This is a genomic window from Geobacillus sp. WSUCF1, assembly GCF_000422025.1.
In the GTDB taxonomy this organism is placed as follows: Bacteria; Bacillota; Bacilli; order Bacillales; family Anoxybacillaceae; genus Geobacillus; species Geobacillus zalihae.
The window spans coordinates 1-9,319 of the sequence record NZ_ATCO01000113.1; the positions used below are offsets into that span (position 1 = coordinate 1).

Annotated in this window: 3 protein-coding genes and 3 pseudogenes; 5 read left to right on the forward strand and 1 reads right to left on the reverse strand. The window is 55.7% G+C overall.

Annotated elements, in window-relative coordinates:
* A pseudogene (locus I656_RS05300) lies at nucleotides 1-315 on the reverse strand (hypothetical protein); the annotation flags it as partial.
* Nucleotides 316-459: 144 nt separating this feature from the next.
* On the opposite strand from I656_RS05300, the gene I656_RS05295 reads away from it, so the two are divergent.
* The 5 genes and pseudogenes from I656_RS05295 to I656_RS05280 all read left to right on the forward strand — a co-directional run.
* Nucleotides 460-1,950 (forward strand): TIGR02677 family protein, encoded by a 1,491-nt coding sequence (locus tag I656_RS05295; protein ID WP_020755712.1) that lies wholly within the window; start codon nucleotides 460-462, stop codon nucleotides 1,948-1,950.
* 2 nt (nucleotides 1,951-1,952) lie between these two features.
* Complete coding sequence (locus I656_RS05290; RefSeq protein WP_033006043.1) at nucleotides 1,953-3,149, forward strand: TIGR02678 family protein; 1,197 nt, start codon at nucleotides 1,953-1,955, stop codon at nucleotides 3,147-3,149.
* A pseudogene (locus I656_RS0116035) lies at nucleotides 3,109-7,228 on the forward strand (TIGR02680 family protein). The gene I656_RS05290 and the pseudogene I656_RS0116035 overlap by 41 nt, the downstream one beginning before the upstream one ends.
* Nucleotides 7,225-8,445 (forward strand): TIGR02679 family protein, encoded by a 1,221-nt coding sequence (locus tag I656_RS05285; protein ID WP_033006044.1) that lies wholly within the window; start codon nucleotides 7,225-7,227, stop codon nucleotides 8,443-8,445. Before I656_RS0116035 ends, I656_RS05285 begins: the two are co-directional and overlap by 4 nt.
* A gap of 61 nt (nucleotides 8,446-8,506) precedes the next feature.
* Nucleotides 8,507-8,902: pseudogene (locus tag I656_RS05280) on the forward strand (DUF4351 domain-containing protein); the annotation flags it as partial.
* Between the last annotated feature and the right edge of the window lie 417 nt (nucleotides 8,903-9,319).

Here is a 9,319-nt window from a genome sequence, read left to right on the forward strand (position 1 = left end):
TTGGGCGACTTGATGTTCGATAGTGCCCATGCGTTCGTTGAGATGAGCAACTTGGTGCTCAAGGTTGCTTGTCCGCTCATTCAACTGAGTGAACTGCTGCTCAAGGGCGCTTGTTCGTTCGTTAAGCTGTGCGACCTGGCGTTCGAGAACGCTCGTGCGCTCATTCAGCTTGGTCATTTGAGCTTCAAGAGCACCTGTTCGTTCATTGAGCTGGGCCACTTGCCCCTCCAAGGCGCCAACCCGTTGCTCGAGCGATTCGACCGCCGCGCGCGTCGCTTTCACTTCATGCAAAATTTCCCGCAGCAACGCTTCCATTCGTTTCACCTCCTTTTCCCCTCTATTTTACAAAAAACGCGCGCCGATGGCGAGAAAAAATAGGAAAACGGTTTTTGCTAGAAAAAGAGCGGAGAGAATCGTTACAATAAACATAGGAAAAAACCGAAGCAAAGGTGGACGGAAATGGACGCCACATGGCTCAAGCCCATTGTCGAAACCAAATATTTATCGACGGAAAACGCGCACCGCTACCGGGCGATTTTGCGCTATTTCTACATCCAGCACGAGCGGATGCGCCAATTTTTGTTTCCGGAAGAAGTGTACGCCTTTTTAAAGCAGCACGAGGAGTTTGCGGATTACACGGAAGATGACTTGCAGCAAGACCTCGACCAGCTCGTCAAATGGAACAACTTGATCGCCCGCCAAGAGACGTCCCATGTCCGGACGATTGAAGAGTTTAAGAAAAAGCGGTTTCGCTACCAATGCAGCCCGTACACGGTGGAGATCGAGCGGATGATCCGCACCCTTGAGCAGCTCGGAGATTCGTTCGGAGGATCCCTCGAGAAAACACGGTTCGACCGTTTGTATGCATCTCTTTCCCGCATGGAGGCGATCATCGCTTCTGATTTTCAAGAACAAGCGGATGAAATGCATCAAGTATGGGAAGAGACGTTCGATTATTTTAAGAAAATCATCCAAAATTCCGCCGACTATATCGCTTATTTGCACAGTGAAAACTTGGAAGAGCGGATGACGTCCGAGTCGTTTCTCGTCTATAAAGAGCAGTTTACGGCGTACTTGCGCGATTTTATCGTCGCCTTGCAAAAAACGTCGATGCAGATTGAACAATTGCTTGAAGATCTGCCGGAAGAAGGGGTTCGGCAGTTCATCGAGCGTGTCGTCGACTATGAGCGGTCGATCCCGCGCTTTGCCGATGCGCTGCCGCCGCGCGCTGTGCAGATTGAAGAAAAATGGGAGACGTGGCGCAGCCTGTGCGAATGGTTTTTAGGCCGCAACGGGCGCGAGAGCGAGCTTTCGTTTTTGCAATACCAGACGAATGAGGCGATTCGCCGCCTGACGCGCGTCGTGCAGCGGCTTGGCGAGCGGCATCATCATTTTCGCAGCCGCAAAGGCGACTACTTGCATTTGGCCCGTTGGTTTTCCCGCCTTGAATCGATTGAAGAGGCGCACTGCCTGTCAGCGGTCGTATTCGGCTGCTTCCATACGAAACATCTCGTCGCTGACACGGAAGCAACCGACAACATATACCGCGACGTATGGGACGAGCCGCCAGCCGAGTGGGTGACGAAGCCGCGCGTCCGCCATTACGGGGAAAAGAAAAAACCGCAGGCAATAGAAGACAAAGAACGGGAGAAAGAAGAAGCCCGCCTTCGCTATTTGGAAGAAAAAGCGCGCGAGGAAGCGGCGCTCAGACAGCTTGTGACCGACGGGAAAATCGTGCTTGCCGACCTTCCCGAGGTGACCCCATACGTACGGAAAACGCTGCTCGGCTGGATCGCCAAAGCGATGGGGCGCGAGGGGCAAGCAATGAAGACGGAAAACGGGTGGGTGGTCAAAGTGGTGAACAAAGAGGGGACGATTTGCCTTCGCGCAGAAGATGGGGAACTCGTGATGCCGAACTACGAAATTCATGTGCTTTCGGGAGGTGAGTGAGGATGGAAACGGCGTTTGACGACAAGGCGAAAGAAGCGCTCGCCGCGCTGTTTGAGCAGTTTTGGATCATTCGCGACCAAGAGCCGGATTTGTACCAGCTCGTCCGTGAGCGCGAACATGTGTTGAAACGGTATGTGGAGGAGAAGTTTGGGTATCGACTCATCGTCCACCGCTATTTCGCCAAGCTCGAGAAAATTCCCGCCGATCCCGAGCCGTGGATGGGCATCGAGTCGTTTCAAGAGCCGCTTGACTATGCGCTGTTTTGCTGCTTGATGGCGTATTTGGAAGGAAAAACGGTGGAAGAAAAGTTTTTGCTTTCTGACGTATGCGAAGAAATTCGCGCCATGTACCCGGGGGATCTACCGGTCGATTGGACGAACTACTCGCATCGGCGCTCGCTCATCCGCGTGTTGAAGACAGCGGAACAAATCGGACTCGTCCGCCGGATGGATGGGGAGATTGAGGCGTTCGCCCAGCATGTGGAGGAAGAGGCGCTGTACGAAGTGCCGGTGCTCGCCCGTTATTTTATGCGCACGTATCCGAAAGATTTGTTGCAATATGAATCGATCGACGAATTGCTCGCCGAGGAGTGGAAAGCCTCGCCGCAAGATTATCGGCGCCATCGCCTGTATCGGAAGCTGTTTTTATCCCCGGCGGTGCATCGGACGGAAGGGGACGAGCAAGACTTTTACTACTTGCGCAACTTCCGCCATCGGCTGCGTGACGATATCGAAGCGCATACGCCGTTTCGGTATGAATTGTACAAAAATGCTGCCATGTTGACGCTTCCCGAACGGCAGGCGCCGTACACGACATTTCCCGACCAGAAAGGAACGTCGGAGATCATCCTTCATTTTTCTGCCTTGGTGCGCGAGCGGCTTGGGGAATATCCGCCGGATGAATACGGCCGCATCCGGTTGACGTTTGAACAATTTTCCGCCTGGCTTGCCGATTGCCGCCGCCGTTACGGGGCGGGGTGGGGGAAAACGTACCGCGACATGTCGGCTGTCGAGCTTGTCCGCGAAATGCTTGCGGCGCTCAACGAATGGCGCATGGCCGATGTGGAGCACGGCACCGGAATGATCGTCCTTTACCCGCTGCTCGGGCGGGTGTCGGGACGGTATCCAGATGATTTTGACGCGAAAGAGGGGGAGGAACATGGCGAATCCATGGGTGCTTCATCGCGCGGGGCTGATTAATTTTTGGTATTACGACGAGCAATACTTTCACTTCGCTGACGGCAAGCTGCTGTTGCGGGGAAGCAACGGGGCGGGCAAGTCGGTGACGATGCAAAGCTTGATCCCGGTGCTTTTAGACGGCAAGAAGACGCCCGATCGCCTCGATCCGTTCGGTTCACGGGCGCGGCGCATGGAAGACTACTTGCTTGGGGAAAAAGACGTCGTCAATCGCGATGAGCGGACGGGGTATTTGTTTTTAGAATATAAACGGAAAGAATCCGACCAATACGTCACAACGGGCATCGGCCTGCGCGCGAAGCGGCAAAAAAGCCTCGACTTTTGGGGGTTTGTCATGTTCGACAACCGCCGCATCGGCTATGACCTTCAGTTGTATAAACAAGAAAAAACAGGTGAAAAAATCCCGCTGACGAAACGCGAGCTCGCCGCATTGCTCGGTGCGGGCGGGACGGTCGTCGAGACGCAAAAAGAGTATATGGAGCTCGTGAACAAACATGTGTTTCGTTTTGAGACGATCGACGCGTTTCAAGAATTGATCGAACTGCTCATTCAACTGCGCAGCCCGAAGCTGTCGAAAGACTTTAAGCCGACGGTGATTTATGAGATTTTGGAAAGCTCGCTGCCTCCGTTGACCGATGACGAGCTCCGCCATTTATCCGAAACGATTGAAAACATGGACCAAGCCAAGCAGCAACTTGAGCAGCTCGAACGCGACGAACGGGCGTTGAAGCGTCTTTGCGATCAGTACCGCCTGTACAACGAATATATGATCGCCGAAAAGGCGGCAGAATACGTAAAAGCGGTCAAACAAGCGGAACAGCTCGCTGCTGAACAACACCGCCTTCACGATGAAGAAGAAAAGACGCGAAAGGCGCTTGATGAGCTTGAGGAGTCCATCACCCGCCTCGGCCGCGAGGAAGACGTGCTGCGAGCGCGCGAAATCGACTTGGCTGGCCATGAAGTGTTTCAGCAGGCGGAAAAGTATGAACAGCTGAAAGCCGAACGGCAGCGCTAGAGGAGCGGCGGGAGCGGCACGAGCAGACGATTGCGGAAAAAGAACGGCAGGAACGTCAGCACCGCCGCCGCCTAGATGAATCGGAAGCGCGGTTGGATGACCTTGAGCAGAAGCTTGAAGATGAGTTGGAGCAGTTGCGCATGGATGCCGAAGAAGGAGCGTTTCCCTTGCATGAAACGAACGAAGGCGACTTTCACCGCCATCGCCAAAAGCAGCAGGAGTTTTCGTTTGCCGCTTGGAAGCAGGAAGCCGATCGTCATGTCGAACGGCTTGAGGGGCTGGCGCGCCTTTGGCGCAGGCATGACGAGGTGAAACGGCGCTATGAAGAAGCGAGCAGCGAAGCGGGCGAAAGGCGGCGGGAAATGGACGAATGGCGCCACCAGCAATGGAAATGGGAAGAGCTGTTCGAAGAGGAGAAAGAGCGGTTTGAACAAGCCGTGCTTGCCTGGGTCGAGCAGGGAGGAATCGACGTTTCCGAAACGGACATTCAGGCGTTTTTGCAACAAATGGGCGCCCTCTATGAGCAGTATTCGCTCGATGATTTGAAGCGCCCGTTCGTTCAAGCGTATTACGATGCCGTCGGCAAGAAAAAGGATGAGAAATGGCGGCTCGAGCATGACATCCGTCTGTTGGAAGAAAAACGGGCAGAGCGCGAGGCCGAACTGCGTCAATGGCGGGAACAACGCGACCCCGAGCCTGAACGGGATGAACAAACCGTCGCCGCCCGGTTGGCGTTGGAGGAGAAAGGCATTCCGTTTGTCCCGTTTTATGCCGCGGTCGAATTTGTCGACGATGTGCCTGACGATGTGCGCGAGCGGATCGAATCGGCGCTTTCACACGCGGGGCTGCTTGACGCCTCATTACCGCTCGCGAGATTGACGTCGCCTGCGATCGTGTGCTCACTCCGAACCCGGCTCATATGGCGCATACGCTCGCCGATTATTTGCGCCCCGACAAAGACGCCCCTGTGTCAATGGAACGGATCGACGAAGTGCTCCGAAGCATCATGATCACCGATGTGGAACAAGAAGGCGGCATGACGATCGATGAAACGGGGCGCTATTCGCTCGGCCTTGTGCGCGGCCATGCGCCGCGGAGATCGAAGGCGATGTTCATTGGCCGTGCGGCGCGCGAACGGTGGCGGCTTGAGAACATCGCGGCGCTGGAAGCCGAGATCGCCGCTGTGGGGCAAGAGATCGACCGTCTGCGCGGGGCGCATCAGGCGGTGGAAGCGGCCATCCAAGCGCTCGCCGACTGGTTGGCGTCCTTCCCATCGGACCGCGATGTGCGCACCGCGTTTGACGAAGCGCAAGAAGCGCGCCGCCAAGCCGAAAGCAAAGAACGGGAATGGAAGCGGCAAGAAGAAAAAGCCGCTCTCTTGGCGCGCGAATGGAAACAAATCAAACAACAGCTCCACGACGAGTCGGCCGAGCTCGATTTGGCCTTTACTTTAGACGGCTGTGAACAAGCCCAGCTCGCCATGAAATCGTACGTCCGCCATGTGCACGAACTCGAAGTGCTTTACCGCGAAACGCGCCATACCGAGGCGATGATCGCCCAACAGCGCGAGCGGCTCGCGGCGCTGGAAACGGAGATCGACGAAGCGAAAGGCGAACGAAATCGGCTTCGGGATGAAACCGAGCGGCTCGCCTTGCGAATCGCGGAGATGGAACGGACGCTCGCGCAAATGGGGGCGGATGACATTCGCGCCGAAATCGCCCGCATCCAAGAACGATTGGCGTTTTTGCGCCGCGAAATTCCGCGCCTTGTCAACGAACGGGCGCGGACGGAACAGCGGCTCATGCGCTTAGTCGAAGAGCGGGAAAAAGGGGCGCAGCGGGAAGCGTTCGCCCGCGAGCTCGCCGCGATGTGGGAAAAGTCGTTTGCCCGTGAAGCGGCGCTTGGGCTTGTGGATCTTGATCGTTCCCGCTCCCTCCTGGAGCAGGCGAAAGAAGCGAAACAACGGTACGAAGCAGTGTTAAAAGAGACGCGTTCCTCGCTTCTGGCGCGGCTGAACACCGTCTTTTTCCAAGAGTCGTCCAACTTGACCGAATACCGGGCGTCCTTCGAGCCGCTGGAAGAACAAACGAAGCCCGAATGGACCGCCGCTGCCCCAGACGATGAGATGGCCATGAAAGCCGCGGACTGGCGGGAGAAACAAGAACGGCACGTCATTTACCTCGACTACAAAGGCGAGCGCGCCACGCCGTTTGCGGTGCTGGCGGAAGTGGAGCGCGACATCGTCTTGCAGCACGAGTATATGAAAGAACAAGACCGCGAGCTGTATGAGGACGTCATTTTAAAATCAGTCGGCCGCATTTTGCGCAGCCGCATTCAGCGCGCCGAACGGTGGGTGAATGATATGAATAAACTGATGGGCGGCCTCGACACATCATCAGGGCTTGTGCTGTCCATTCAATGGAAGCCGAAAACGGCGGAGACGGAAGCGGAGCTCGATACGAAAGAATTGGTGCGCCTATTGCGGATCGATTCACGGCTGTTGAAAGAGGAAGATTTGCAGCGGGTGACGAACCATTTCCGCTCGAAAATCGCCCGCGCCCGCGAATTGCTTGAAGAGCGCGGCCAAGGCAGCACGCTCCATCAAATCATTAAAGAAGTGCTCGACTATCGGAAATGGTTTTCCTTCACTTTGTACTATGAAAAAACAAACGAGCCGAAACGCGAGCTGACGAACCACCGCTTTTACCAATTCAGCGGCGGGGAAAAGGCGATGGCGATGTACATTCCGCTTTTCGCCGCGGCGTATTCGCGCTACCAAGAAGCGGGCGATGACGCCCCGTACATCATCTCCCTTGACGAGGCGTTCGCCGGCGTTGACGAAAACAACATCCGCAACCTGTTCGGACTTGTCGAACAGCTCGGCTTTAACTACATCATGAACTCGCAGGCGCTTTGGGGCGACTACGACACCGTGCCCGCGTTGTCCATTTGCGAACTCGTCCGCCCGCGCAATGCGTCGTTTGTGACCGTCATTCATTACCGTTGGAACGGCCGCGTCAAACAGCTGATGGTCAATGATAAAGAATGGGAGACGATCGAGACGTGAGCACGGCCAAGGAGGCGGCTGCCTTTTTCCGATCCGAACCGGGCTTCAAGCGGCTGTTTGCCGAAATGAAACGCAAGTACGAGTCGCTCGGCCGCGTCGGCGGCGCGGTTTCATTGCAGTCGTTCTCCAAGGAAGAGCGGGAGTCGATCGCCGCCTTTTTCGGCAAAGACGTCTCCCGCGTCTCCCTTATCGCGTTTGAAAAACAGCTCGGACAGACGAGGTTTGCGGGCGTTGGGCTTGTCGAGCTGCTTGAACAGTACTTCGGCGCCCCGCTTGTCTCAAACAAAGAACGGCGCCAGGCGGAGGAAGAGGAACGGGATCGTTTTTTTGCGCGTCTGACCGAGGAGCATCATTGGGTTGAGTCGGTCCGCCCTCAGCGCTTCGTCCAAACGGCGTACGAAGCCGACCGCCGCAGCCTGGAGGAGGCCATCCGCCTTGTCGGCGCCGCCCTGGGCTACTTCCCGCTCCCGTCATACATGCGCCTCCCGCTCTTTGCCCAGCAAGTGGCGGGCGACCCGCACGCGTTCGATTTGTCCACGCTACCGGGGAGATTGTTGCTTTCGGCGTTGCAAGCGACCGTGCCCGGGGATTGGGACATGGCATCTGTAGAGAGCGTCAATGAGTTGCTCCAGTCCGTCGGCTTGCTCCGTGAGGATATCCTGAACTTTGTCACATGCGCCAACATTCTTGCTGAAACCAAGGACGGACCGCATCCTGTCTTCTCCGCTGCCTGGGAGACGAACACGGCGCTGAACATGCCGCTTAGAGATGTGCTGTCGCTTGTCAGTGTCCGCCCTGCCCATGGGGGGACGGTGTACATTGTCGAAAACGCGGGCGTCTTTTCGACGCTGCTTGACACCCGCGCCCCGCTTGTCAGCACGAACGGGCAAATGAACTTGGCGACGATGAAGCTGCTCGATTTGCTCGCGGCTTCTGGCGCCAAGCTGTATTACTCCGGCGACTTCGACCCAGAAGGATTGGCCATGGCAGAGCGGCTGCAGGAGCGGTATGGACAGGCCGTCACCCTTTGGCGCTTTTCCGTCGAGGATTATAGGGCCGCCAACCCTGTCGTCGACCTCACCCCCGAGCGCCTCGCCAAGCTCGCGTCCATCACATCGGAACCGCTGCAGCCGCTGAAAGAGGCGATGGCGGAAACGAAAAAAGCGGGGTATCAAGAGGCGATTATCGGGAGGCTGACAGAGGGCATCAACGGGTAGTCCATCCATGAGCTAGAGCAAGGACAAGGGAAGGAGCCCGGAGCGATCGGGTCTCCTTCTCCAAAAGGAATTTTTGCGCATGCTCGTCCGTCTCGAGCTGGATGAAGCGAAACAGCGGCTGTTGTTCGGTTTTTTCGAGACGTATTTGCGGCTATCTGAAGAGGAGGAAGCAAAACCGCGACACGAGGTGAGCCAAATGGAAACGAAGGAAGCAAAGCGTGTGATGGAGCTCATCGTCTCATACGAACAGCGGGGGCTGGAAAAGGGAATCCAACAAGGAATCGAACAGGGGTTAAAGCAAGGGTTGAAGCAAGGGATGAAGCAAGGACGCCAAGAAGGGATCGAGGAAGGGAAGCTCGACGTGGTGAAGAGAATGCTGGCGAAAGGATACGATGTCGACACGATCCACGAACTGACCGGACTGCCGATTGAGAAGATTGAAAGGATGAAAGGGTAAGCGGCCCTTGGCCGTCGAATCTCACATTGTCGTCGACCCCCAATCGTGCAAAAACCCCGGGGGATCGACGACATTGGTTTTGATCGCTTAATCTCTAAAGCCATCATGGATGGGCTTGGTTGACAGAATATTCGGGACGCGTTATGCTGAAGTTGCGGTTGCGGGAGAAAGCTTGATATGGCAACGCTTTTTGGATTTTTACCATACCTTATGAGGGATTGAAACGATGCCCCATTCCTACTTCGGGGTCGTTTTGTGTTTTTATCGTGCCTATGAGGAATGAAGACACCTGTTCTTCCTATAGCTTATCGGTAGTATGTCATTGCTTTAATGTCATAGTTCCCCTGAGATTATCGCTGTGGTATAATATCAAACGGAGAAATAGCGCAGGGTATCGGTCATAGTTCCCCTGAGATT